23 protein-coding genes are annotated in these 26,068 nt (G+C 38.0%); 17 read left to right on the top strand and 6 right to left on the bottom strand.

The genetic code is table 11. From position 1 onward, the window contains the following. The first annotated feature begins 107 nt into the window (after positions 1–107). The gene (locus tag CA2015_RS23780) at positions 108–1,169 is read left to right on the top strand and encodes an AMP-binding protein (protein ID WP_048644153.1); all 1,062 of its coding nucleotides are present in this window, start codon (positions 108–110) and stop codon (positions 1,167–1,169) included. Then, positions 1,166–1,594, top strand: a complete 429-nt coding sequence (locus CA2015_RS23775; protein ID WP_048644152.1) for a DUF2141 domain-containing protein — start codon at positions 1,166–1,168, stop codon at positions 1,592–1,594. The genes CA2015_RS23780 and CA2015_RS23775 overlap by 4 nt, the downstream gene beginning before the upstream one ends. Before the next feature lie 320 nt (positions 1,595–1,914). Here CA2015_RS23775 and CA2015_RS23770 read toward each other — a convergent pair whose 3' ends face one another. After that, positions 1,915–3,642, bottom strand: coding sequence for a phospho-sugar mutase (locus CA2015_RS23770; protein ID WP_048644151.1), 1,728 nt, complete (start codon positions 3,640–3,642; stop codon positions 1,915–1,917). A gap of 199 nt (positions 3,643–3,841) precedes the next feature. Here CA2015_RS23770 and CA2015_RS23765 point away from each other — a divergent pair, with 199 nt between their 5' ends. After that, complete coding sequence (locus tag CA2015_RS23765) at positions 3,842–4,264, top strand: hypothetical protein (protein ID WP_048644150.1); 423 nt, start codon at positions 3,842–3,844, stop codon at positions 4,262–4,264. A gap of 194 nt (positions 4,265–4,458) precedes the next feature. Here the strand turns inward: CA2015_RS23765 and trpS are convergent, their stop codons facing one another. Further along, positions 4,459–5,433, bottom strand: coding sequence for a tryptophan--tRNA ligase (gene trpS / locus CA2015_RS23760; RefSeq protein WP_048644149.1), 975 nt, complete (start codon positions 5,431–5,433; stop codon positions 4,459–4,461). Between the two features lie 71 nt (positions 5,434–5,504). Between trpS and CA2015_RS23755 the strand changes: the two genes are divergently transcribed. The 6 genes from CA2015_RS23755 to ppk1 all read left to right on the top strand — a co-directional run bounded on the left by CA2015_RS23755 (position 5,505) and on the right by ppk1 (position 14,255). Continuing rightward, entirely contained in the window at positions 5,505–6,602 is a 1,098-nt protein-coding gene (locus tag CA2015_RS23755; RefSeq protein ID WP_048644148.1) for a DUF1573 domain-containing protein, read from the top strand. 177 nt (positions 6,603–6,779) lie between these two features. Then, positions 6,780–7,751, top strand: coding sequence for a tryptophan 2,3-dioxygenase family protein (locus CA2015_RS23750; protein WP_048644147.1), 972 nt, complete (start codon positions 6,780–6,782; stop codon positions 7,749–7,751). Between the two features lie 3 nt (positions 7,752–7,754). Beyond that, a complete protein-coding gene (locus CA2015_RS23745; RefSeq protein WP_048644146.1) occupies positions 7,755–9,347 on the top strand; it encodes an NAD(P)/FAD-dependent oxidoreductase in 1,593 nt (530 codons plus the stop codon). A gap of 20 nt (positions 9,348–9,367) precedes the next feature. Then, the gene (locus tag CA2015_RS23740; RefSeq protein WP_048644145.1) at positions 9,368–9,742 is read left to right on the top strand and encodes a CoA-binding protein; all 375 of its coding nucleotides are present in this window, start codon (positions 9,368–9,370) and stop codon (positions 9,740–9,742) included. Positions 9,743–10,056: 314 nt separating this feature from the next. Then, the gene (gene gyrB, locus CA2015_RS23735; RefSeq protein ID WP_048644144.1) at positions 10,057–12,018 is read left to right on the top strand and encodes a DNA topoisomerase (ATP-hydrolyzing) subunit B; all 1,962 of its coding nucleotides are present in this window, start codon (positions 10,057–10,059) and stop codon (positions 12,016–12,018) included. Positions 12,019–12,131: 113 nt separating this feature from the next. After that, complete coding sequence (gene ppk1, locus CA2015_RS23730; protein ID WP_048644143.1) at positions 12,132–14,255, top strand: polyphosphate kinase 1; 2,124 nt, start codon at positions 12,132–12,134, stop codon at positions 14,253–14,255. 386 nt (positions 14,256–14,641) lie between these two features. Here the strand turns inward: ppk1 and CA2015_RS23725 are convergent, their stop codons facing one another. Both CA2015_RS23725 and CA2015_RS23720 read right to left on the bottom strand, forming a co-directional pair. Further along, positions 14,642–14,851 carry a hypothetical protein gene (locus CA2015_RS23725; protein ID WP_048644142.1) on the bottom strand — a complete coding sequence of 70 codons (210 nt, stop codon included), beginning with the start codon at positions 14,849–14,851 and terminating at the stop codon, positions 14,642–14,644. Between the two features lie 80 nt (positions 14,852–14,931). Further along, entirely contained in the window at positions 14,932–15,207 is a 276-nt protein-coding gene (locus tag CA2015_RS23720; protein WP_048644141.1) for a DUF202 domain-containing protein, read from the bottom strand. A 143-nt stretch (positions 15,208–15,350) separates the two neighbouring features. On the opposite strand from CA2015_RS23720, the gene CA2015_RS23715 reads away from it, so the two are divergent. From CA2015_RS23715 to CA2015_RS23680, 8 genes are all read left to right on the top strand, one after another. Further along, entirely contained in the window at positions 15,351–16,259 is a 909-nt protein-coding gene (locus tag CA2015_RS23715) for a DUF3078 domain-containing protein (RefSeq protein ID WP_053086745.1), read from the top strand. A gap of 642 nt (positions 16,260–16,901) precedes the next feature. Next, positions 16,902–17,819 (top strand): AraC family transcriptional regulator, encoded by a 918-nt coding sequence (locus tag CA2015_RS23710; RefSeq protein WP_240477883.1) that lies wholly within the window; start codon positions 16,902–16,904, stop codon positions 17,817–17,819. Positions 17,820–17,972: 153 nt separating this feature from the next. After that, the gene (locus CA2015_RS23705; protein ID WP_048644140.1) at positions 17,973–19,355 is read left to right on the top strand and encodes a glycoside hydrolase family 88 protein; all 1,383 of its coding nucleotides are present in this window, start codon (positions 17,973–17,975) and stop codon (positions 19,353–19,355) included. Further along, positions 19,352–20,182 (top strand): sugar phosphate isomerase/epimerase family protein, encoded by an 831-nt coding sequence (locus tag CA2015_RS23700; protein ID WP_048644139.1) that lies wholly within the window; start codon positions 19,352–19,354, stop codon positions 20,180–20,182. Before CA2015_RS23705 ends, CA2015_RS23700 begins: the two co-directional genes overlap by 4 nt. 12 nt (positions 20,183–20,194) lie before the next feature. Continuing rightward, positions 20,195–21,337, top strand: coding sequence for a Gfo/Idh/MocA family protein (locus CA2015_RS23695; protein ID WP_048644138.1), 1,143 nt, complete (start codon positions 20,195–20,197; stop codon positions 21,335–21,337). 12 nt (positions 21,338–21,349) lie between these two features. Beyond that, positions 21,350–22,120 carry a 3-ketoacyl-ACP reductase gene (locus tag CA2015_RS23690; protein ID WP_048644137.1) on the top strand — a complete coding sequence of 257 codons (771 nt, stop codon included), beginning with the start codon at positions 21,350–21,352 and terminating at the stop codon, positions 22,118–22,120. Positions 22,121–22,233: 113 nt separating this feature from the next. Further along, a complete protein-coding gene (locus CA2015_RS23685; RefSeq protein WP_048644136.1) occupies positions 22,234–22,461 on the top strand; it encodes a hypothetical protein in 228 nt (75 codons plus the stop codon). Further along, complete coding sequence (locus CA2015_RS23680) at positions 22,458–23,879, top strand: sodium:solute symporter family protein (protein WP_048644135.1); 1,422 nt, start codon at positions 22,458–22,460, stop codon at positions 23,877–23,879. Before CA2015_RS23685 ends, CA2015_RS23680 begins: the two co-directional genes overlap by 4 nt. A 563-nt stretch (positions 23,880–24,442) precedes the next feature. Here the strand turns inward: CA2015_RS23680 and CA2015_RS23675 are convergent. Then, positions 24,443–25,447: a Gfo/Idh/MocA family protein gene (locus CA2015_RS23675; RefSeq protein WP_048644134.1), complete on the bottom strand. Its 1,005-nt coding sequence runs from the start codon at positions 25,445–25,447 to the stop codon at positions 24,443–24,445. A 197-nt stretch (positions 25,448–25,644) separates the two neighbouring features. Beyond that, the gene (locus tag CA2015_RS23670) at positions 25,645–25,830 is read right to left on the bottom strand and encodes a hypothetical protein (RefSeq protein WP_157470583.1); all 186 of its coding nucleotides are present in this window, start codon (positions 25,828–25,830) and stop codon (positions 25,645–25,647) included. Positions 25,831–26,068: the final 238 nt, after the last annotated feature.

Below are 26,068 nucleotides of genomic sequence, written 5' to 3'. Positions count from 1 at the left end.
GCTAATTTTTTACTGCAAGATAACAGGCAATTTTAATTTTGTAAAATTAAGGCTTCCGATTATGCTTGACAGTGGATAATTTATTTATTTTGTATAGCAAAAGACCTATGATAACATTCGGAACTTCATCTTTCACCTTTAACCAAATTTTAAAGGGAGACAAAAGTCAACTTTCTCCGATTTATGAAGAAGCATTTGGTTTTTGTTTTGATTGGTTAAATGGTAAAAATGATTTTACATTACAAACATCAGGGTCTACCGGTCCTCCTAAGAATATAACGGTGTCTCGTACCCAGCTAATTGAAAGTGCAAAGGCGACCAAGCTGTTTTTTGATTTAAAAGAAGGATGTAGCATGCTTTGTTGTCTGGACACTTCCAAGGTAGCAGGTAAAATGATGCTTGTAAGAGCCATGGAATGGGGGGCTTGTTTAAGAGTGATACCCCCAGAATCCAACCCTCTAAAGGATTTGAAAAACGAGGTTATTGATTTTGTCGCTTTTGTGCCTTTGCAAGTAGAAAAAATGATGAGTTCTGCGAGTGGAAAAAGAGCTTTAGAACAGATTCATAATATTATCATTGGAGGGGCCTCCATTTCGCCTCAATTAAGGGAGAAAGTTGCTTGTTTGCCAGGGAAAGTTTTTCAAACCTACGGGATGACAGAGACTGTTTCTCATATTGCCCTTGCCAATCTAAAAGAAAAAGGAGACCTAAAGTACAAAGCGCTACCAGGTGTAAAATTAAAAGTAGACGAGCAAAATAGATTGTCCATCCATGCAGCTATGGGAGGTTCTATCTGGTTGCAAACCAACGATGTTGTAAGTTTACAAAGTGACACAACTTTTATTTGGAAAGGAAGGTCGGACCATGTAGTGAATTCAGGTGGTGTAAAGCTTTATCCGGAAGAAATAGCACAAGAGATGAGTGAATTAATGTCTGTTTATTTTCCGGGAAAATTATTCTTCCTAACTGGAACCGCCGATGAAAGCTTGGGGCAGGCACTTATTTTGGTTGTTGAGGGGGTAGGAAATAATAGTAATGCGGTGACCTTTCTTAAGAAAGCCAGGTCAATCCTTCCCAAGTATCACAGTCCCAAACAAATCTTATTTATTCCTAAATTCAAGGTAACTCCTTCAGGAAAAATAGATCAATTGCGTACTTTAGCAAAATGATTAACCAAGCTGTAATAATTCTTGTATCTGTTTTGATGGCCTTGACAACCCAAGGTACAGGTTCACAAATTACCATTAAAATTGACCTGCAAAGTGAGGCTAAAGGTCTTGTTCAGCTTTTGCTTTTTAAAGGTGAGAAAGGTTTTCCAGATCAGTCTGATGAAGCGGTTTTAAGTGCTTCAGCAAGAGTTGAAAATGGGAAAGCAATATTCAAATTTAGTAACCTGGATAAAGGAACCTATGCAGTAGCCGCGTTTCATGATGGAAATGAAGATGGTGAAATGCGCAAAACCCTGCTGGGAATACCTAAAGATGCTTATGGCTTTTCTAATAATGCCAGAGGTACATTTTCTGCCCCCTCTTTTGAAAGTGCATCATTCGAGCTGCCAGAAGGTAGCCATACCATAAGTTTTATATTAAAATAATTATGTTGAAGAACCTTCAGATAGCGGTGTCTATTATAGGGCTTATAGCCGCTATAGTATACATACTTTATTTTTTTAGAGTCATTTACCACCCTTACATTCCTACTATATCAGGAGGGATTGTGATATTTTCCTACCTTTTCGGAGTTTATGCCAAAAAGAAACAAGAGTAGGATTTATCGCCTGAAGCAGAAGGGTTGTAGAGTTTAGCCTGTCAGTTTGATGGGTAAGTCTCTTTTCGATTGTATTCGGGGAAACTTATTTTGTAAGTAGAAGTAAAAAAAAATACCGGCTCAAAAGCCGGCATATCTGTTGTTTTTCTATTCGAAGAATTTCTTCAAAGCATTAATTTTTGCATCCAAAGAAGCTTCAGTTGCCCGGTAAGCTTCTCTATTTGGCAGCTTTTCATTCACTGAAATATAATATTTGATTTTTGGCTCTGTGCCGGATGGTCTAGCGGAGATTTTACTTCCATCTTCGAGGTAAAATTGTATAACATTTGATTTTTCCAGATCCAGAACTGATGCTGTACCAGCCTTCATGTCATAAACTTTACTTTCCTGAACATCCACTATTTTACTAACCGCAATACCATTAATTGATGTAGGCTTATTGGTTCTAAAACCTTTCATCAATTGCTGAATTTGCTCAGCACCATCTTTACCTTTCTTGGTGATGGAGATTAGGGATTCTTTATAAAAACCGTAGGACATGTATATCTCAGCCAGAACATCAATAATTGACATGCCTTTTTGCTTGTAATAGGCCATTATCTCAGCGACAATTGCACAGGCAGATACTCCATCTTTGTCTCTAACAAAATCACCAACCAAGAATCCGTAACTCTCTTCACCACCGGCTATAAATTCCTTTTTACCTTCGTTGGCAAGGATTACAGCAGCAATATTTTTAAAGCCTGTAAGTACATCATAATAGGGAACATCGAAACCTTTGCTAATCTCACCAAGAAGCCCCGTGGTTACAATAGTACTAACAGTGAATTGTTTTCCGGTAAGTCTGCCTTGCTCTCTGTACATGCTGAGCAAGTAATAAATAATAAGGGCCCCTGTTTGGTTACCATTAAGTAATTCGTATTCGTTTTTTTCGTTTTTGACGACTGCGGCATACCTGTCTCCATCAGGATCACACGCAAGAACAAGCTCTGCGTTTACTTCTTTTGCCAGCTTTATAGAAAGGTCAAGAGCCTCGGTCTCTTCAGGGTTAGGGTATTTGACTGTAGGGAAATTGCCGTCCGGCTCTATTTGCTCCTTTACAACATGTATGTTCTCAAAACCAAAGACGTTTAAAGCTGCAGGAACCATTTTTCCTGAAGCGCCATGGATTGGGGAGAATACAATTGTCATGTCTTTTTCCACCAAATTAGTTTGAGGTGACATACTTAATTTTTCTACCTCATTAAGGTAAATAAGATCAAAGTCCTCCTCAATATATTCTTTCAAGGCATCGTTTTTGTTCCAATTTACATCATCGATAGACTTAATTTTTAAAACCTCAGTGATGATGTTTTTGTCATGCGGAGCAACCACTTGTCCTCCATCGTCCCAATAGACTTTGTAGCCATTGTATTCTTTAGGGTTGTGTGAGGCGGTTACCATTACACCACTTTTACAACCATAATGCCTGATAGCGAAGGACAACATTGGAGTGGGACGCATTTCTTTAAAGTACTTCACCTTTATGCCATTGGCAGTAAGTACATTGGCAGTAGTCTCCGCAAATAAGGTGTTATTGATACGTGAATCGTGAGTGATAGCAAGACTAATGTCTTCACCTGGAAAACTAAGTTTTAGGTAATTAGCTAAACCCTGGGTAGCCATACCTATAGTATATACGTTAATTCGGTTGGAACCAACGCCCATTAGGCCTCTCAGGCCACCTGTTCCAAATTCTAAGTCTTTATAAAAAGAATCGATAAGTTCAGTATCGTCCGGAGCGTCCAGCAAGGCCTTTATCTCTAGTTTACTCTTTTCGTCGATGTTACTACTAAGCCACGCTTGCGCCTTGTTGATTATGGATGCATCTGTCATTTTAAAAAAAAATTTTTATTGGTTTGAGAATTATGTCCAAAATATAAGCATTTATATGGATTTAGCCTTACTGAGTCTTTAGAATTTTAAATGGCTCAAAATTATAACAAGACCTAGGTACTTTTAATAATTCTAAGTTGGAATATGGATTCATATTATTTACCTTCATGTATAGAAAAAAATAATAGTAATAGCGTATATGGATTTTGAAAAATTAGATGTGGAGCTCTCCAAGATCGTGAAGTTGAGGATTAAGTTGAGCGAAATAACTTATGCAGACCCAAATTATGATGACATTGAAGAGGAATTGCATGACCTTGAGGATGATCTGAATGAGGAGTATGGTGATGTATTAGAAAGTAAGTTGGAAGATATTTATGCCACTTTAGTGTCAGACAATGATGTCCTACTTCCTTCTGCCTATTTAGCCAACAAATACATTCCGATGCTTCCAGATTCCAGAGGTGTGGTGACTTATGATGTTCAGGGTAGGGAAGGGGTGCCTATTGAATCTGAGCAATTTGATGGTCAGGATGTTAGAATTGTTTTGGTGCCAAACCCAACCAGGTTTGTAATGGTGATCAACGGGAGGTCGTTGAAAGACCTTTGGAGATCGAGATAAAAAAGAAATTTAGAACGATTAATTAATGGTAGTTAGTTTTAAATTGACTACCATTTTTTTATGCTTAAGATCAGACATTGAAATTGCTTACTTGAGGTTTCAAAACAAAAAAAAATCAGATGTATTCGCATCTGATTTTTTTTGCTTCAACTTCCAATAAAGCCGAGGGCTTTAAAAGAAATAATATTCTACAATTAACCGAAACCAAGTCGTTTTCTTAGGATGGCTAAAAGTTTGTCTGCTTCCTCTCTCGCTTTCTCTTCCCCGGCCATTAATTTTGATTCCAGATCAGGGAGGTTATTCAAGAAGTAAGCATATTGCTCTCTTTCATTTTTATAGGTATCCAGAATTAACCCAAGTAACTCCTTTTTAGCGTGACCATAGCCAAAATTTCCCGCAAGGTATTTTTCTCTCAAAGCCAAAGTTTGGTCTTCATCTGCGATTAGTTTATACAGCTTGTAAACATTACAAACATCGGGATCCTTAGGCTCTTCTAATGGAGTGCTGTCGGTAATTATGGTGTTGACATTTTTCTTTAGTTGCTTTTCAGGTAAGAAGATGTCAATATAGTTGTTGTAGGATTTGCTCATTTTTTGACCATCAGTGCCAGGGATAATCATTACATCATTACTGATTCTAGCCTCCGGTATTTTGAGCAACTCTTCTCCAATGCGATGGTTAAAGGTGCTGGCAATGTCCCTGGAAATCTCTAAATGTTGCAATTGATCTTTGCCAACAGGCACAATGTCCGCTCCATACAAAAGTATATCTGCAGCCATCAAAACAGGATAAGTAAATAGCCCTGCATTCACATCTGCTAATCGATCAGATTTGTCCTTAAAACTATGGGCATTGGCCAACATGGGATAAGGAGTAAAGCAACTCAGGTACCAGGTTAACTCCGTTACTTGGGGAATTCTTGACTGTCGGTAAAATACAGACCTATTGATGTCAAGTCCAAAAGCGAGCCATGCTGCTGCCACGGCGTTGACATTGTTAATCCTTTCTACAGGATCTTTAATCGTTGTAAGGGAGTGGAAATCCGCAATAAAAATGAAAGACTCATTGTCTTCATTTTTAGTCAAGGTTATGGCTGGTTTTATTGCACCCAATATATTCCCTAAATGCGGTTTCCCTGAACTTTGTATACCTGTGAGTACTCTTGCCATTATTGTGTTTTTGACGCAAATTTAAGGAATTTAAGCAATAATTTGTGGTTATTTTAACGTTATTTGCCAATATGAAGAACACAGTGTTTTTATTAATAGTTGGTATTTTATTGCTTTCCTCATTCATAGAGGTTCATAGTCAGGAAGTTGAGCTTAAAGGATTGGTCTGGGAAAACAATTTGGTAAATATTGGGGCTGTTTTGCCTGAGCGAGGAGAAGGAGTGGCAGATTTTTATTATTTGAATCAAACTGATTCCAATGCATATATAAAAGAGGTCATTACCGACTGTGGTTGTGCGGTGGTTGCTTATTCGGAGGATACTTTAGCCTCAGGAAAGGTAGGGCACCTTCAAGTTACATTTGATCCTGAATCTCGAGGAGGAAGTTTTTCGAAAATGATTGTGGTGAAAACAAATGTGAAACCATTGGGAGATTCTTTGTTTTTAGAAGGTGTAAATGTACACTATCCCAATAGTCCTGAATCCTATTATAAGGTCAAGAAAAATAACCTGGGCTTTGTTTTTGACCAAATTAATTTGGGTACCTTGTTTACAAACAAGCCGAAATTTAAAATCCTGGATTTTTATAATTTTAATGAATTTCCAGTGCAATTGAATTTAAAACAGGATAGCCTTCCTTCATATGTAAAAGTACGAATGGTGCCTTCAGTAGTAGAGAGCAATACTAGAGGTGTTTTAGAAATTGAATACGATCCTTCCCTAAGAAATGATTTGGGTTATATTCGGGATACACTTAAGTTATCTGTTTTGACTGGGGAGCGGTTTGAATTGCCGATTCATTTAATGGCTACCATTCACGAATATTTTGAGCCATTGCCAGTAAGTCAGGTGGATAAAGTTCCCAAACTCAAGATCAATGAAATGGAAATTGATTTGGGTAAGATTAGTGCTAGAAATGTGGTGTCCAGAATTTTGACCCTAGAAAATGAAGGACCGCTACCACTGAACATAAGGAAAATAGTTACCAATTGCGATTGCTTGACTTATGAGCTTCCTGCAATGGACTTACAAAGTGGAGATAAAATGGATCTTGTATTTACCTTTGACCCCAAAGGTAGGAAAGGGATTGACCATAAAACAATCACCTTCTTTAGCAATGACCCTTTAACACCGACCAAGACAGTGGTCATTAAAAGTAGAATTAATTGAGATTAAAAATTTTCCCTATTCTATGATTAAGCTCACTGTTGACTAATTTTGGTTTAAAGGTGGGTTGATTACATTAAAAAACTTATTAATTTGCCTTTCCAAAAGAATTTTTGTGTGCTTTTACAGGAAATTATTTCAATAAAAGCAACTTAGTGAACTAATGCTTCGGCACCTTGCATGGAAAAAAAATATCCCGAAAAGGAAATTGTAGATAAAATTAAACAACTGGAAGAAAAGTTTAGAGCCTCAGGCCAGGATTTATCTTCTTATTTGGAAGGCTTGTTGCATGCAGATTATCTTAATTATTGGGATTATATAAATCTTGACACCTTATTGACCCTGCAGCAACCACGAACTTCTTTTAAGGACGAAAAGATTTTCATCATCTATCATCAGATAACTGAACTTTACTTTAACCTCATCCTTTGGGAGTTGGAGCAAATGGCGGCTGTTGAAAATATTAGTGTGAAGTTTTTTAAAGATAGGCTTAAAAGGGTCATTATGTATTTTGACCTTTTGATCTCTTCTTTTGCGGTGATGTGGAAAGGGATGGAAAGAGAACAATTCATGAAGTTTAGGATGTCTTTACTTCCTGCGAGTGGTTTTCAAAGTGCTCAGTACAGAATGATCGAAATCATGTGCACAGATATTCAGAATCTTGTGTACCTAGAGGAAAGGGAAGATTACAAAGACATTAACCTTACTAGCATCGATAGTCTTTTTGATATTCTCTATTGGCAATATGGGGCCAAAGAGCTGGCTACGGGTGAAAAAACCTTGACACTCAAATCCTTTGAAGAGAAATACGGTACGGAGTTAAAGGAATTGATCTCAAAATTCAGAAAGAACAACTTGTGGAAAAAGTACATTTACCTTGAAGAAAAGGATGATGAACTGACTAAGTTGATGAAAGAGCTTGACGAGAAGGCCAATGTTTATTGGCCTCTTGCCCATTATAAATCTGCAGTCAAATACCTACATAAAAACCCTATGGATATTGCCGCTACTGGCGGTACCAATTGGCAAAAGTTTTTGCCTCCTAGATTTCAAAAAGTAATTTTTTATCCCGAATTGTGGACGGAATTAGAAATCAAGGAGTGGGGAAAGCGTTGGGTAGAGACAGAAGTGCTAGATGCGGTTGAAAAATAGAATATGAAAAAAGAATTGCAGCTGGTTCTCAGTCCGGAAGAAGCTTATGATGAAGCATTGTTTCAAAAAACCGTAGCAGAAAAATCAGGACTTTCTAGCCACAAAAACTTAATAATAAGGACAACCAAAAGGTCCATTGATGCCAGAAGTAAAAAGGTTAAAATCAATGTAACGGTGGAGATCTTTAGTGGTCAGAACCCTGAACCATTGATCAATAGTGGCAAAGATTACCCTAATGTAAAAAATAGTGAGCCCATTATTATTGTAGGAGCAGGTCCTGCTGGGCTTTTTGCTGCACTAAGAGCGATAGAACTTGGTGTAAAACCCATAGTTCTGGAGCGTGGAAAAGATGTTCGGGCCCGACGAAGAGACCTTGCAGCTTTGAACAAAGAGCATATCGTAAACCCTGATTCCAACTATTGTTTTGGAGAAGGGGGGGCTGGTACTTATTCTGATGGAAAACTATATACTAGATCCAAGAAAAGAGGGGATTTGAGGCGGATAATGGAAATTTTAGTAGCCCATGGTGCCAATGAGGATATTTTAGTGGATGCCCACCCTCATATTGGCACCAATAAATTACCAATACTTATTGCCGAATTACGAGAAAGTATTTTAGCAGCTGGGGGTGAAGTTTTGTTCAATACAAAAGTTACAGACTTCCTGATAGAAAAAGACAGTATTAAAGGTGTGGTCACGAGTGATGGGGAGAAAATTTCAGGTATTGGAGTGATTTTGGCCACTGGCCATTCTGCTAGAGATGTTTTTCACCTCCTCTCAAGAAAGAACATATTGATAGAGGCAAAGCCTTTTGCCTTGGGTGTTCGCATAGAGCATGATCAAAAATTAATTGACAGGATCCAATACCATTGCCAATCAGATAGAGGCCCTTATTTGCCCGCCTCTTCTTATAGTTTGGTACAACAAACGGTTTTGAATGGCAAGCAGCGAGGCGTTTTCTCATTCTGCATGTGTCCTGGTGGTTTTATTGTGCCTTCAGCTTCCTCTCCTGGAGAAATAGTAGTGAATGGAATGAGTCCAAGTAGAAGAGATGGTAAATTTGCCAATTCTGGTATGGTTGTGGCTGTAGAATTGGAAGATTTACCCAAATACCAAAAGTATGGCCCACTATCGGCTTTGGTCTTTCAACAGGAAGTAGAGCAGGCAGCCTGGGAAGTGGGTGGGAAATCACAGGTAGCTCCCGCCCAAAGGATGATGGATTTTGTGAATAATAAGCTAAGCAAGGACTTATTGGAGACTTCTTACCAGCCGGGGCTCAAAAGTGCTAATTTTAATGATTTCTTGCCTGAGTTTATAGCTAAGCGTTTGGCAATGGCTTTGCCGCTGATGGATAAAAAAATGAAAGGGTATTATACCAATGATGCCCATTTAGTAGGAGTGGAAAGCAGGACTTCTTCCCCTGTAAGAATTCCTAGAACGAAAGAAGGCTTTGAACATCCACAAATCAGTAGGCTTTACCCATGTGGTGAAGGGGCCGGCTTTGCAGGAGGGATTGTTTCGGCTGCCATGGATGGCGAAAGGTGTGCGGAAAAATTGATTGAAAAGTATGCCAAAATGGATATTGGAAGTGCATAAGTTTTATTAAAAGGTGAATAATGGAAACAAGTAAGAAGACGGTGATCATAGGAGCAAGTCCTAATCCTTCGAGATATGCGCATACTGCAGCTATAATGTTGAAAGAAAGAGATGTCCCCTTCGTGCCTGTGGGCATTAAAACCGGAATAATCTCCGGTGAAAAAATCTTGAATTTAAGAGATAAGCCAAGTATTCCTGATGTTCATACAGTGACCCTTTATGTAGGACCTAAAAACCAATTAGAATGGTATGATTATATATTGTCACTAAAGCCCGATAGAATAATATATAATCCAGGTACTGAAAATCAAGAGTTTATGGAAATGGCGGAAAAGGAAGGTATTGATGTTTTAGAAGCTTGTACACTTGTCCTTCTAAGCACAAATCAGTACTAGTTTATTTAAAACAATTTTATCCCTTATCAGCTATATTAATTTAGTCAATCAGTAAGGATGAATTCTTATTTGATTTATTATAATAGATTTTTAATTTAGGAAAAAGATACACCCCCTTTATGATCATCTCGTTTAAGGCGCTTTTTGTTGTGCTATAATCGGCGCTATAGGCCTAAAGGTACTGAAGGGTCATTATATAGTAACTATAGCCAATAAAAGGGTTATGGTCTCGTTTTTTTTGTGTATTTTTGTCTTTAGTTGAGTTTTAAATATTTGAATTTGAAATGGCACTTCTTTTGCCATAAAGTCTAACTATGAGTAAGGAAAAAGCGTCGTCGAATAAAAACGATTATTCAGCCCAGAATATTCAGGTGTTGGAAGGGTTGGAAGCGGTTAGGAAAAGACCCGCCATGTATATTGGTGATATAGGTTTTAAAGGTTTACATCATTTAATATGGGAGGTAGTAGATAACTCCATTGATGAAGCACTAGCCGGACATTGTGATACCATTTCAGTCACAGTTCATGAAGATAACTCTGTTTCAGTACAGGATAATGGTAGAGGTATTCCTACTGACTTCCATGAGAAGGAAAATAGATCGGCACTAGAAGTGGTAATGACTGTTTTGCATGCTGGAGGTAAATTTGATAAAGATACCTACAAAGTATCAGGTGGTCTTCATGGAGTAGGTGTTTCCTGTGTTAACGCACTTTCCTCTCTTATGAAGGTAACTGTCAAAAGAGGTGGGAAAGTACATGAACAAGAGTATGTAAGAGGTGTTCCTCAATATGAAGTTAGAGAAATAGGCACCACTGAATCTCGTGGAACCCATGTGCATTTTAAGCCTGATCATGAAATATTTCAGATCTTAGAATACAAATATGAAACCATAGCAACTCGTTTGCGTGAGATGGCCTTTTTGAATGCTGGCATAAGAATTAAACTTACCGACCAAAGAGAAAAGGACGATGAGGGTAATTTCAGGTCCGATGACTTCTATTCTGAAGGTGGGCTTGTTGAGTTTGTTGAGTATTTGGATGAAAACAAACAAAAAATCATTGAGACACCTATTTATATAGAGTCTGAGAAAAATGGTGTGCCTGTTCAGGTCGCCATGGGGTACAATAACTCCTATACAGAGAATGTGGTTTCTTATGTAAATACCATCAATACTTATGAGGGAGGGACCCACGTTTCGGGTTTTAGAAGAGCCCTTACAAGAACCCTTAAGAGCTATGCTGACAAGTCAGGAATGCTAGATAAGGTGAAATTAGAGATATCAGGTGATGATTTCCGGGAAGGCCTTACAGCTGTAATATCCGTGAAAGTAGCAGAGCCGCAGTTTGAAGGACAGACAAAAACCAAGTTGGGTAACTCAGATGTGACAGGTGCCGTAGATGCTTCTGTTTCTGAAACCTTACAATTTTGGTTGCTAGAACATCCAAAAGAGGCTAAAATAATTATTGGTAAAGTAGTGCTGGCCGCCCAAGCCAGACATGCTGCCAAAAAAGCCCGTGAGATGGTACAACGGAAGAATGTACTTGGCGGTGGTGGACTACCTGGTAAATTGGCTGATTGTGCTAATTCTGATCCGGCTGTATGTGAATTGTACCTTGTCGAAGGGGACTCGGCAGGTGGATCAGCGAAGCAAGGAAGAGATAGAGATTTCCAAGCGATTTTGCCGCTAAAAGGAAAGATATTGAACGTAGAAAAAGCGCATGAGCATAAAATCTACGACAATGATGAAATAAAAAATATTTTGACTGCTTTAGGGGTCAAATTTGGCACTGCAAATGATGAGAAGGAATTGGATTTGTCCAAACTCCGTTACCACAAAATTATCATCATGACGGATGCTGATATTGATGGTTCTCACATTAGAACATTGATTCTTACATTATTCTTCAGGTACATGAGAAGTTTGATAGAAAACGGATATGTGTACATAGCTTTACCACCATTCTACTTATTGAAGAGAGGAAAAGAGGAGAGGTACTGCTGGACAGAGGAAGATAGACAAAGGGTAATCAAAGAGTTAGCTCCTGATGGGAAAGAAGATAGTGTTGGAATACAAAGGTATAAAGGACTTGGAGAAATGAATCCTGAGCAACTTTGGACAACAACTATGGACCCTGATACGAGAACCTTGAAGAGAGTAACCATAGATTCTGCTGCGGAAGCTGATCATTTATTTAGTATGCTAATGGGTGATGAAGTAGCTCCTCGTAGAGAGTTTATTGAGAAAAATGCTAAATATGCCAAAATTGATACCTAATGGATCCCGAGTGATTTTCCGTTGAGAATAAAAAAAGGGCATTTAGCCCTTTTTTTATTCTCTGAATAATTTAGTATCATTGGTTTACTTTTTCCCATTTTAATGAAATTAACATGAAATTGATCCAACTCGATAAAATTGAAGAAACTATAAATAATAGTAAATTAATCAGCAGAGACCTTAGCTGGATAAAATTTAATGACCGGGTTTTTGATCAGATTAAAAAGAACAAACGTAATATTTTCGAGAAATTTAAATTTCTTGCAATTGCGGCTTCCAATCTTGATGAATTTTTTATGATCAGGGTAGGGTCTTTATACAATTATCTAGATTATGACAAGGTAAGGATTGACTATTCTGGATTGCGTGAGGATAGTTTTAAGAAAAAGCTAATGATCGAATCTCAGATTTTTCATAATAAACTTCAACGACAATTCGTCAATGAGTTGCTTACCACTACCAAAGAGTCAGGCTTTCAATTAAGCAATGTGCGTAATCTTTTGCCAGAGGAACAAAAGACAATTGAAGACTATTTTTTCAAGGCAGTATACCCAATGTTGACCCCAATGGTCTTTGATGGTTATCATACCTTCCCAATTTTGATGAACAAATTGTTGATTTTTGGGGTAGTCACCATTGGGCCTGGGGAGAAGAAAGACAATAAGAAGCTTTCCTTTGTACAAATTCCATCTAATATTCCACGTTTCTTTGAGTTGGAAAGAGAGGACATGATCATCTATGTGCCAATTGAAGAAATGATCAGGGAGCATATTGTGTCCTTGTTTAGGAATGTCACCATTGAATCCATCAACCTATTCAGGATAACGAGAAATGGTGATTTTACCTTGGAGGAAAGTGAAGATATGGACTCCAATTTCCTTGAAGAAGTGAAGCGAAAGCTGAATGAAAGAAAAACAGGGAGGGTGGTTCGAATTGAAATCGAAGAAGGCTATAGCAAGTGGATGGTTAATTTGCTAAAACAGCGCTGGACACTAAATGATGATAGTATTTTTAAAATTGAGCGTAAAAGCTTAATGGATTTCACAGGGTTATGGCAGGTGATTGGTAACAAGCGTTTTAAAGATAGAATGCCAGCTATTCCTGATCCTATACCTCCATTGTCTTATCCTGAGGCAGCATCTGAGGATATTTTTCAGGTGCTCAAAAACAAAGATGTATTGCTTCACCACCCTTATAATGATATGGAGCCCATTTTGGAGCTTCTAGATAAGGCTGCAGATGACCCGCATGTGATGGCCATTAAAATGACCATTTATCGTCTGGCCAAAAATTCAAGGATTGTTGGTGCACTGCTTAAGGCAGTTGAAAATGGAAAGCACGTTTCTGTATTGTTTGAAGTTAAAGCGCGATTTGACGAAGAGAACAATATCAGAGAAGCAAAGAAAATGCAGAAAGCAGGCTGTTTTGTGATTTATGGGGTGAGTAATTTTAAAACCCATACCAAACTGCTTCTGATCGTGAAGAAAGAGGAAAGCAGAGTGACCCGATATGTGCATTTGGGTTCAGGGAATTATAACGAAGAAACAAGCCGTATTTATACAGATATAGGCCTTTTGACAACAGATGAAACATTGGCAAATGATGTTTCTGAGTTTTTCAATGTTATCACAGGGCATTCGGCACCTACAAGCTATCAGAACCTTATCACTTCTCCAAGGGACATGAGAAACAACCTGATAGAGTTTATTGATATAGAATCAGAAAATGCCCGTAAAGGATTGCCTTCCGGTATATTTATAAAAATTAATTCTCTGGAAGATTCTGAATTTATTCATGCCCTTTATAGCGCCTCTCAAGCAGGAGTTCCTGTCAAATTGATCGTAAGAGGGATTTGTTGCTTGAGGCCTGGAAGAAAGGGGTTGAGTGAAAATATTGAAGTGATCTCTATTGTGGGTGACTTTTTGGAGCATTCTAGAATTTACCATTTTCACAACAATGGAGACCCAAGAATCTATGTAGGAAGTGCAGATGCTATGGTTCGAAGTTTTGATAAGCGCCTTGAGTCTTTGTTTAAAGTGGAGAATCAATTCCTTCAAAAACAACTAATGAATATCCTGAAGTACAACCTCATGGATAATGAAAATGCTTATGTAATGCAGGAAGATGGGAAGTACATTAGCAAAAAGCCAAATGAAGGTGAAGAGATATTTAATATCCACCAAAGGTTTTTCGAATTAGAACCTACAATGATCGAAAATGTAAAGTTAATCGACTGAGCCTTTTAAATGATTAATGGTCCTTAAATGTCCCCACAACCTAATCGTTGTGGGGATTCTTATTTTTTAGGCTGAAAAGATCATAGGCCTTCTTGTACTTAAACCCGAAATATGCAATAGACATTCTATTACGTGCTGAAATCGCTTTAAAATCAGCCACTTCGTTGCTGTTTTCAATTTCACCATAGCGGTGCTATGCTAAATTTCCAAACAGCCTGATTTTCTTACGATTGCAACACTTCCCGTAAACACGGGACAGGCTATTTCGAATTCTATTACATAATCCGGGTTAAATAGTAAAATCAGTAGTAATATGCTTTAAAGGGGTTAGGTTGGTAAATGCAAACCTTACCTTTAATGCAATTACATTGTTCGAGTCAGTGTCATTATTTCTTTTTACCTGCCACCAGCAAAACAAATCCTGCAATAACTGCAATTCCTCCTGCATAGGGTGGCCAAGCAATGCTTTGTTCTTTATCGGCGCTTAGTTGAAGGGGACCAGCATCTATCAAGGTCTCTTCAGTTGTATAAGAGATGCCAGTTATTAAAAACATTATGATTCCTGCAATTATCAGAACGATACCTAAGGTTTTCATTATATCAAAGTTTGGTTTCAGAATCAGTCTACAAATAGCCTACCAATTTTAGAATTCTATTATTTCTGGGCTGAAGGTTTTTACATTTTCTCGTACTTTCCCTTAGATAGTTTTCTTTTAAGCTTAAAAAAATTAAAAAAACCTACTATCAATAAAATCACACTGATCAAAAATGAGAAGTAACCCAATTCTTTTACATTTTCTAGGTCATTGACCTTTATAAGAGCTGTTCCGCTTACGACGAAGTACAAACTGGTTCTTATATAGGCTAATAATGTTCTGTCATTGGCAAGTTTTGTTCGCTGTCTGGCTAAAAAATCTCTAACAATCAGTGTTTCTTCTGTTTGATTTTCCATAGATTTGCGCTTCGTTTTGATTTTCGAATTAATTTAAATTTATTTTGCCTTCAATTAGGAAAGAATCTACTTTAAATTAATAGTTAAATCTGGAAAAATTTTAGAATAAATCACACAAAAATTAATTTAATAAAACACATCTCATGAAAAATTTTCTATTGACCTTATTGGTATTTGTGGTGGCATTGAATGTTGTCACGGCCCAAGTGGTTTCAGATTCTCAGGAGCAAGCACAAACACCTGTTGATACCTCCTATTGGCAATCTGAATTTAGTGCTGGTTTAAATTTTAATCAGGCTGGATTTAGTGGCAATTGGAAATCAGGAGGGGTAAACTCTGTAGCTTTCGGTAGCATCATTGCCGGGAAAGCACTTTACCAAAAGGATAAAATCTCTTGGGACAATGAATTGGAGCTTCTCTTTGGTATTGTTCGCAATGAAGGTGAAGGTACAAGGAAATCCAATGATAGAATATTCTTGGATTCAAAATTAGGTTACCAATTGAGTAAAAAATGGTCCAGTTACTTTTCTGTAAATTACCTTTCCCAATTTGCCGAAGGTTACAAATACAATGAGGATGGTACGCAATCCTTGATTTCCAAATTTATGGCTCCTGGCTATTTGACATCTTCTCTTGGCTTTGAATTTAAACCAAGTAAGGAGTTCTTCTTAAGGATTGGCCCCTTCTCTCCAAGGTTTACCTTTGTAAGTGATAATCAGATTATAAACAATGTTCCTTCCAATTATGGCGTATTGCCAGGTGAGACCGTAAGAATAGAATGGTTGGCAATGCAGGTTTTTGCTAGTTTGGATAAAGATCTTTCCGAAAACTTAAACCTTAAATCTAGGTATACAATGTTTGCAAACTATGAGACCCTTTCAATGAAAAATATTGATCATAGACTGGACCTAACACTTACTGCCAAAATTTCAAACATTATCAATGTGACCCTTACAGGAATTTCCCTTTATGATATCGATCAGGATCCGGGAATACAATATAGCCAGGGATTGGCATTAGGCATATTGTATAAAGTAGGTAACAAAAAATAGATAATTGATTAGATTTTATCTTGTAAATTTGGTTTTTAATCAGTTATTGTTAATTTTGTTTGTATTATGGTAGTTAAATAATAGTTGGTTTAGTTTTCAAAATAAAAAGCAGGAGATCTTCTCCTGCTTTTTTATTTTATAAGTATATTTTTTTATGAAAAGCCCAAATGAACTATTAAAATGTGTGGCTTAAATTGGTGGGAAGGCCTATTTAAACAAAAAAAGCTATGAAACAAAATTTCATAGCTTTAGTCAATTAACAATAAACCCAAAATAACCTGCTGTAGGAGAAGGAGTCGAACCTCCACGGAGCAGTTAGGAAAAATACGAGCTCGCTATTTTCTTTATTCTGTGATCTCCACCCTCGAGACAGGAGGGCATGTCTGCCAGTTTCATCATCCTACAGTATATATCATCAATAAATACTTGACTTTTATTGACCAAAGACCTTTTGTCTTTATTTGATATTTCAAAGGTAGTATTTATCCTTTAATTTTAAAAATATGGTAATAAATATTTCTAAAATTTACATTATAATTAAATTTATTGATAATTAATTGTTAAAACGGTAATTTGTATTCTTGTTTTTAGGGTTTTATTGTCGATTTTGAAAGGTTGATTTTATTATTTTGATTAACTTGGATGTTTAATAGAAGGATTGACATGCAAGAACCCATCAAAACGTATGAAATGCCCGAAATAACCAACAAGAGGGCATTCCAGATATATGAGGTACAAGGGAAAACCATCCAAAACAGAACCTATCCTCATGAAACGGATAGGCCGCATAGGCATAAATATTACGAAATTTGTGTGTTTGTAAATGGGGCTGGAAAGCATGAGATTGATTTTAATGCCCATCCTATTCATTCTCAAAGTGTACATTTCCTTTCTCCGGGTCAGGTGCATAAAATTAGTCGGGAAAATGATTACCATGGTTATCTAATGGTCTTTTCCAGAGAATTTTATGCCTTAGATACCAAGAATGAAGAGTTTCTTTTTCAACTTCCTTACTTTAATAATCCAACATTAGTACCCATTCTCAATTTAAATTCAGTGGACTTCAAAGACCTGATTGATTTAATTGAAGTCATTAGTAAGGAGTACAGAAAATGGAATAGTTTTACTACTGCCATTCTGAACAATTACCTCCAGATATTTCTGATAAAATGCAAACAGTATTACCTTAGGTACTTTGCAGATAAAAACAATACTTTAGATCCGGATTTTTCCCTTGTTCAACAATTTAATGCATTGGTTGAGCACAAGTTTAGACAAGTGCATCAGGTTCAGGACTATGCAGAAATGATGAAACTTACACCGAGCATTTTAAATAAACATGTGAAGAAAATAACGGGTATGACCGCAGGAGAGGTGATTTTGGAGCGTTTGATGCTTCAGGCTAAGAGATATCTTATCTATACAGACCTGTCAAATAAGGAAATTGCCTACCAATTGAATTACCAAGACCCTTCCTATTTTAGCAGAATTTTCAAAAAGAAAACAGGCGTTTCCCCATCAACGTTTAGATGCTTAGAAAACGAAAAGTACCAGCAATAGATAGAATAATACCTTTATATTTGGTAAAATTTGAGATATCTTTATCATCTTAAACAAAAAGTGCATGGTTTGACCATCTGAAATTCAGTTAATACTTCTGAATATTAAGGGTGGAAATCTCAATTCCAAAATAAACTTAAACCCATAAAATTTATGATTGCAATTGATTCTGAAATTCAAGCTAAAGATCTAAAATCGGCTTTGGATAAATTTTGGCAACTTTCTGCTGAGAAAATCTCCGCAATTGAAAAGGAATATCCCCAAAATCAAGGTTCACCAGTTTTTACTGTTGATGGAAAGTATGCAACCCGCGGATGGACCGAATGGACACAGGGCTTTCAATTTGGGTCTTCCATTTTACAATTTGATGCTACTGGTGAGAAAAGTTTCCTGGAAAAAGGGAAATTAAAAACACATCAGTACATGGCACCTCATATTAGTCATACTGGGGTTCACGATCATGGTTTCAATAATGTCAGCACCTATGGCAACCTGTTGAGATTAATGGTTGAAGAAAAAATCCCTTATGTGGAATGGGAAAAGAATTATTATGAATTGGCATTAAAGATTTCCGGTGCTGTTCAAGCCAGTAGGTGGTCCCCTATCAAAGACGGCGGATTTATGTATTCCTTTAATGGACCACATTCACTTTTTGTTGACACAATCCGTACGGTGAGAATCCTTATGCTAAGTCATAGCCTAGGACACGTTCTTCAGGAAGAAAATGACAAAAAAGTAAATCTATTGGTAAGAGGATTGCAGCATGCCAAAGCTACTGCGGATTACTCTGTATACTATGGAGAGGGAAGAGATAGGTATGACCTTTGGGGTAGAACTGCACATGAAAGTGTTTTCAACACCAATGATGGTAACTATCGTTGCCCTAATTCACAACAAGGTTATACTGGCTTTTCTACCTGGACTCGTGGTCTAGCTTGGGCCATGTGTGGTTTTGCAGAGGAGTTAGAATACATTGAAACGCTTTCCGATGCGTCTCTTAAAGCTTTTGGAGATCCAGCGGAAATCAAAGCCTTTTTGTTAAAAGCGGCTACTGCCTCTTGCGATTTTTATATCGAACACACACCAACAGATGGAATCCCTTACTGGGATACAGGAGCACCTAATCTTCACAAATTAGGAGATTACTTGTCTCGCCCAGCGGATCCTTATAATGACTTTGAACCAGTGGATAGTTCTGCAGCAGCAATTGGTGCACAGGGCTTATTGAGACTAGGTCATTATTTGAAGAAAAGTGGTGACGCCGCCAAAGGTGAAAAATATTGGCAGGCAGGCCTTACTGTGTTGAAAACATTATTGGACGAGCCTTACTTAAGCACAGATAAAAACCATCAGGGTTTGATTCTTCATTCCATTTATCATGAACCAAATGGGTGGGACAATGTGCCTGCAGGTCAAAAAATAGCTTGCAATGAATCCAGTATGTGGGGAGACTACCACGCACGAGAACTGGCATTGTATGTACAACGAATCATCGATAAGGATACTTATTATACTTTCTTTAATTGCCTGTCATGAGTGTAAAACCTATAAAAGACCTTAGTAAACTCTGTATTCACACCATTACTACCAAGCCATGGAGCTTGGAAGAAGCCGCTGAAAACTACGAAAGGGTAGGAGTAAAAGGTATCTCAGTATGGCGTCAATACCTTGGAGGTAGAGATATAGTAGCTTCTGGAGAGAGACTAAGAAGCCATGGATTGGAAATTGTATCGCTGGTAAGGGGAGGGTTTTTTCCTTCAGTGTCTTCAAGGACCCGAGATCAAGCTATTCAAGATAATTATAAGGCCATAGAGGAAGCTGCTGCTTTAGGTGCGCCAATGATTGTATTGGTATGTGGAGCTGATCCTGGTCAGTCTTTAGTGAAATCACGGGAGCAAATAAAAGAGGGGATTGAAAAAGTATTGCCTTTTGCAATTGAACATGGAGTAAAACTGGCAATCGAACCATTGCATCCTATGTATGCAGACACCCGATCTGCGGTCAATACCATGCGACAGGCCAATGAAATGGCGGAAGCCATAGGCTCGGATCACGTTGGTGTAGCGGCAGATGTTTATCATTTATGGTGGGATCCTGATTTAAGAGAGGAGCTGCTAAGGTGTGGTCGCAAGGGAAACCTTTATGCTTTTCATATTTGTGACTGGATGTGCCCTACAGTAGATTTCCTCAATGACAGGGGACTTATGGGAGAAGGTTGTATAGACATCCCTACTATCCGAGGATGGGCTGAGGAAGCTGGATTTTCTGGGTTTAATGAAGTGGAAATTTTCTCTGACAGACATTGGGCTGGAGATCAGAAGGAGTTTTTGGATAAGATTGTTGAAAGTTATTATAAGAGTTAAAAAAATATAGAAATGGAACACAAAGTAGGAATTATCATGAACGGTGTCACCGGAAGGATGGGTACCAATCAACATTTGATGCGCAGCATCGCAGAAATTATCAAACAAGGTGGTGTAAAGCTTGACAATGGTGATATCATCATGCCTGACCCAATTTTGGTAGGTAGAAATGAGGCAAAATTGAAGGCTTTGTGCAAGCGTTCTGGCGTGACCAAGTACACTACTGATTTGGACAGTGTCATGAATGATGACCAGTACAGTGTTTACTTTGATGCTCAAACCACTGGCAGAAGAGCCGATGCAGTAAAGCAAGCCGTAAAAGCCGGTAAACATATTTATTGTGAAAAACCTGTTGCTGTAGATACAGAAACAGCATTAGAATTGCACGATATCTGTCAAAAAGCAGGTGTGAAAAATGGTGTAGTACAGGATAAATTGTGGTTGCCAGGTTTAAGAAAGCTACAAAGGCTAATTGAAAATGGTTTCTTTGGAGAGATTCTTTCTGTAAGAGGAGAATTTGGTTATTGGGTATTTGAAGGACATTCAGTACCTGGTCAAAGACCATCTTGGAACTACCGTAAAGAAGATGATGGTGGTATCATTGTAGATATGCTTTGCCATTGGAGATATGTTCTTGACAATATCTTTGGTAAAGTGAAAGCGGTATCTTGCTTAGGCGCTACCCATATTAAGGAGCGTGTAGATGAGCAAGGCAAGCCTTACAAGTGTACTGCAGATGATGCTGCCTATGCTACCTTTGAATTAGAAGGAGGAGTAATTGCCCAGTTCAATTCATCATGGACTGTTAGGGTGAGAAGAGATGATCTACTTACTATCCAAGTGGACGGTACCAAAGGTTCAGCAGTAGCCGGGCTTAGAGAGTGCTATATTCAGCATTATGGCAATACGCCTAAACCTGTTTGGAATCCTGATATCGCTCAACCGATAGAGTTTTATGAAGGATGGGCCAAAGTTCCTGAACAAGAACCAATGGATAATGCCTTTAAGGTACAGTGGGAGATGTTCCTAAAACACATTGTAACCGATTCACCTTTCCCTTGGGACATGAAAGAAGGAGCCAAAGGTGTTCAATTGGCTGAAAAAGGATTGGAAAGCTGGGAGAAAAGAACCTGGTTGGACATCCCTGAACTATAAATTGATAAACCCATGAAAAGAGTAGCCTTAGTAACTGGGGGATCCCGAGGAATAGGATTAGGAATAGCCAAATGCTTGGCCAAGCAAAACTTTGACTTGGCCATCAATGGCATGCGAAAGGAAGAAGATACTAGCGCTAGCCTTGAGGAGTTAAAAGCCTTGGGAGCAGATGTCTTGTATTGTAGAGGAGATGTGGGTAGTGCTGAAGAAAGGCAAGGGATTATGGCCAAGATCAATTCTCATTATGGCCGATTGAATGTTTTGGTCAATAATGCGGGAGTGGCACCTAAAGAAAGAAAAGATATTCTTGAAGCCACCGAAGAGAGTTTTGATTACGTTTTGAAAACCAATCTGAATTCAGCCTATTTCTTGTCACAGTTGGCTGCAAACTGGATGATTGAGCAGAAAAGAAAAGCAGAAGATTTTGCTGGTTCTATTATCAATGTTTCCTCAATTTCTGCAACAGTAGCTTCCGTAAATCGGGGAGAATATTGTGTTGCTAAAGCGGGGATGAGTATGGCTACACAGCTATTTGCAGTTAGACTCGGTGAATTCAATATTCCCGTATTTGAAGTCAGACCAGGAGTGATTGCAACAGACATGACCTCAGGAGTTAAAGAAAAATACGACAAATTGATCGGTGAAGGCCTTATGGTCCAACCTCGGTGGGGCTTGCCAGAAGATGTAGGTTTAGCAGTTACAGCTTTAGCTAAAGGCGATTTTCCTTATTCCACAGGTCAGGTGATCATGGTGGATGGTGGTTTGACGCTTCCTAGACTTTAAAATTATACCAAATGGTCGGAATTTCTCCGGCCATTTGGCCTTTTAAATAAATAATTGCGCAGAATCAACCAACAATTGTATATTGTCAATTAAAGAGATTAAACCCAATTCAAATGGAAAAAAAGAAACTATACTGGAGAATATGTTGCTTCGCGGCCATTTTCTTATGCATCATTACCTATACCCCTTTGATTATTCCACAAGGGGTGTCCAAGCCAATGCTAGGGGGGATTCCTTATAGCTTATGGACAAGTTTTATAATTACTGTACTTTTGGTTGTCCTTACTTTTATTGGGACTAGGGTACATCCAGGCTTGCAAAATGAGGAGGAAGACTTATGATTTTCTGGGTATGGGTTTTCGGTCTGATTTACGCAGGCCTTCTGGTTTTTGCTTCTCTCAAATCTTATAAAAAAGGGAGATCTTCTGAGGAGTTTATGATGGCAGGGGGTAATATTGGCCTGTCATTGGGAGTGCTGACTTTTGCAGCAGCACTATTTAGTACATTTACATTTCTGGGAATGCCTGACTTTTTCAGGATTAACGGAATTGGTGCATGGATTTTCCTAGCTGTTTCGGATGGGGCCATGGTGTTTGTATTACTCTGGTTTGGCTATGAAATCCGTAAAAAAGTCAGAGGAATGGAGTTTAGAGGAGTATCAGGTCTAATCTCCCGATGTTATGAAAATAAATTGGCGGGATATACTTTCTTCCTAAGTGCCTTTTTGTTCTTGATTCCTTATGTAGGGATTCAAATCCAAGGAATTGCCATTTTCCTAGATGCAGCATTTCCGCAATCTTTACCAGCATGGGGTTGGTCTTTAGGGATTGTGCTTATCATGTTGACCTATAGTGAAATTGGAGGATTAAAGGCAATTATCTTTAGTGATGCCATTCAAGGAGTGCTTTTGCTAGCCGTGATTTGGATCATCGGATGGGCTTGTTTAGATCACTTTGGTGGTATTGGTCCAATGTTCGAAAAAGTAGGTTCCGTGAAAGAAGAGTTGCTTTCAACTCCAGGACCAAAAGGATTGCTTACCCCGCAATTTCTACTTGCTTCGCTTATTGCAATATTAATGATACCTGTCACTCAACCTCAATTCACAACCAGGATTGTGGTGATGAAAAGTATGAATACGATGAAATTGATGGCAGTGTCTTTGGGAGCGTTTGCCATATTGGTAATTCTTCCAACTGTTTTTATCGGACTTTATGGAGCAGATCTTTATGGAGAGTATAGCAGTGAAGAATTCTTTGCCAATGCATTCTTGAAAGATCAGCATGAAGCGGTTGCTGCTTTGGCCATTATTGGTTTGATAGCGGCGGGTCTTTCTACTACCAATGCAATGATTTTTGCTATGGGATCAGAATTAAGAGGGCTTCTTACAGGAGCTGAGAATGTGATTATGAAGCGAACAAAAATTGGGATATTCATTTTCTCAACCATTGCTTTTATCTTCTCAATCATCGTTTTCGATCAATTGGTATTGCTTGCAAGGGTAAGTTTTGCAGGTACAGGTATTATGGGACCAATGATTTTACTAGGCATTTTGAGTGATAGAAAAATTTCACCAGTGATGATCTACTTGTCTTTAGGTGGACTGGCCATATTCCTAATGTCTTTGGGAGGAATAATCCCTAACATGTATTTTGGAATTCGTCTAGACTTGTTGCTGTTTATTGTTCTTGGAATCTCCGCAGTGGGAAGTTACCTGAGCAGTGAAAAGCGCATGGCGACTGAGCCTAAAGTCAATGAATAATTAGAACTACATATGAAACCATCTGTTGATTGTTTAACAATCAAAGGTGTCCAATCAAATTTTTATTACGCCTCTGTTTTTTACAAAACAGGGGCGTAATTATTTCTTTAAGTTTTCACTTTTTGGGAAGCTTTTTCTAACTTTAGTTCAACCCGAAATATGCAATAGACATTCTATTACGTGCTGAAATCGCTTTAAAATCAGCCACTTCGTTACTGTTTTCAATTTCACCATAGCGGTGCAATGCTAAAATCTCCAAACAGCGATTTGTCTTGCGATTGCAACACTTCCAGTAAACACGGGACAGGCATCACCCCTGACTATCGTCAGGGCCAGGAAATTCTATTACATAATCCGGGTTCAATTCATTCAGTGGTTACGAAGATCAAATCGGAATATCCAGTAGAATCCGAATTAATCAATTTTGAAGCGATTCCCTCTGTAAATAGAATACTTTAGCCTAAAATCAAAAAAAGCCACAAAAAGTAGATTGGTTAAGGTAATGACCAGTCTATTTTTTGTAGCCCATTTAGCTATAGGAGGGGTTTTAGTATGGATTATAATCAATTAATATTTACCCATTTTTCGCTGCTGTCAGATTCAAATATGGCTTGTAAAATCTTGGTGTTGGCCTTGGTGTTTTCCAAGGTGACAGGCACCTCGGTATCTTCTAAAATTGCCTTGGAGAAATCAATGGCTTGTTCTGTATATTGATTACTCACCGGAAGAACAATTTTTTCTGCGTTGTCTTTAGAAAAATCCCCCTCATGAATATAAATTTCATTGGGTTGATCCAATGGCGCATTGAAAGGAATTCTTACCTCCAATATTTTTTTCTCACCAAAAAACAGCATACGCTGATAAGCAGTCAATTGTGTACTTATCGTAAATGTCATTTGGATTTCATGGAAATCTAATAGAACTGAGCCTACTTTATCGGTTCCAAACTGAGGATCATATTCTAGCATTGAAACCAATCTTCCCGGTTCTTTTTCTAAGACAAACCTAGAGGTAAAAACAGGATAGCAACCAATGTCCCAGACGCCTCCGCCTCCCATTTCCTCGATATTCCTGATATTTTTTATGTCATCATTAAAATAACTAAAAAATCCTTGAACAGCTTTTATTTTACCCAAATAACCGCTTTTTACCAATTCTCTGGCTTTTATCCACTGAGGATTTGATGCCACCATAAAAGCCTCACCAACTTTTACATTGTATTTATCTCTTGCAGCGATAAGACCGTCGATCTCCTCATGATTCAATGCAAAGGGCTTTTCGCAAAGGACATGTTTTCCTGCTTCAATACACTTTAGTGTTAGCGGTACATGCATGTCATTTGGGAGTGGGTTGTAAATGACATCTATTTCCGGATCATTGATAAGGTCTTCATAAGAACCATAAGCCTTAGGGATTCCTAGACTTTTTGCTGTTTCTTGTGCCCTTTCCAAGTTTCTGGATGCAATGCCGTAAACTTCATACAAATCACTATTTGCCATTGCAGGAATGACCTTTTCTCTGGCGATTTTGGCAGTACTAAGTACTCCCCACTTCAATTTTTTTTTCATTGATGTTTGAGTTTAAAGACAGTTAAAAGTAATTGAACCCTAATCCTAGGGAAAGATTGTTGAAGCAATTTAATATTATTGTCCTCTAAAGCCAAAGGGAGGAGCATCTTCTTTTTACCCGGATTCGAAGACTTGTAAAAATACAGGGCAGGGTACATGTCTTTGATTAAGGCAAACCTTTTTTAGTTCTTACAGGTTTATCCTTCATAAAAGATGGATCTGAAACCAGCTATTACCAAAAAGGAGAGGATATAGAAGGAAAGCACGATTTTAAACCCGCAATATGCAATAGACAATCTATTACGTGCTGAAATCGCTTCAAAATCAGCCACTTCGTTGCTGTTTTCAATTTCACCATAGCGGTGCAATGCTAAAATCTCCAAACAGCCTGATTTTCTTGCGATTGCAACACTTCCCGTAAACACGGGACAAGCTTCACCCCTGACTATTGTCAGGACGGAGAAATCCTATTACATAATCCGGGTTAAAATGTTTATAAAATTTTAATTGTTTTGTTAATAATATATTACTTGAATTAGGGTTTTGAAAAGAAAGAGTTGAACCATTAACTTTATCTGCTTATTTTTCTGCTTGAAAAATAAGCTTTCAAGTATTTAATTC

Source organism: Cyclobacterium amurskyense, assembly GCF_001050135.1.
Lineage (GTDB): Bacteria > Bacteroidota > Bacteroidia > Cytophagales > Cyclobacteriaceae > Cyclobacterium > Cyclobacterium amurskyense.
The sequence above is the reverse complement of the archived record's forward strand: the minus strand, read 5'-3'. Positions and strand labels throughout refer to the sequence as shown.